The organism is Paracoccus simplex, assembly GCF_042648325.1.
Classification (GTDB): domain Bacteria; phylum Pseudomonadota; class Alphaproteobacteria; order Rhodobacterales; family Rhodobacteraceae; genus Paracoccus; species Paracoccus simplex.
Map to the genome: position 1 here is coordinate 41,659 of NZ_JBHRXE010000026.1, position 661 is coordinate 42,319.

The 661-nt window shown below is 61.7% G+C and carries 1 pseudogene; it reads left to right on the plus strand.

The features are described 5' to 3' along the window. Window positions 1-338: pseudogene (locus ACFOMP_RS10755) on the plus strand (IS21 family transposase); the annotation flags it as partial. Window positions 339-661 lie beyond the last annotated feature (323 nt).

The window sequence follows — 661 nt, forward strand, 5'->3', positions numbered from 1 at the left end:
AGGGCAAGGGGATCAAGACGATCTGCCGCGACCTGCAGCTGTCGAAGAAGGTGGTGCGCAAGGTGATCCGCACCGGGATAACGGAGTTCACCTATAGCCGGACGGTTCAGCCACGCCCGAAGCTGGGCGCCTGGCTTGAGGAACTGAGCCGGCTGTTGGCGATCAACGCGGCTCGTGGGCGCCGGGAACGCCTGACGCTGATCCAGATCTACGAGGAACTGCGCGGCCTTGGCTATGAAGGCGGGTATGATGCGGTCCGCCGCTACGCCTCGGTCTGGGCGCGCACTCAAAGCTCCGGTGCCTCGTCCGCCTTCGTGCCGCTGAGTTTTGCTGCTGGTTCTCACTCGGTTCGGCACTCGGTTGCGTACAGCTTCGGCACCCGGTTGCATGACATTCGGCGCCAGTAGCTCCAGAAGTGCCGTTCTCAGAGCCAGCGAAGGCGAGAAGCGCGGAGACCTCCACTATCGCAGCGGTTCTCGCCTTCGCTGTTACTGCCAGTGACGGAGACAAAAAGGGCGGAGAGCCGCCTGACAGCAATGCGGTATGGCAACCACAGCAACCATACAAAAGCGGTCGTTCATGCGGGTCGCAGCGAAAGACCGTACGCCTGCGGTGAAGGCCGTCTGCTCTGATTGAGCAAATGGTCGTAAGGCATTGCCTT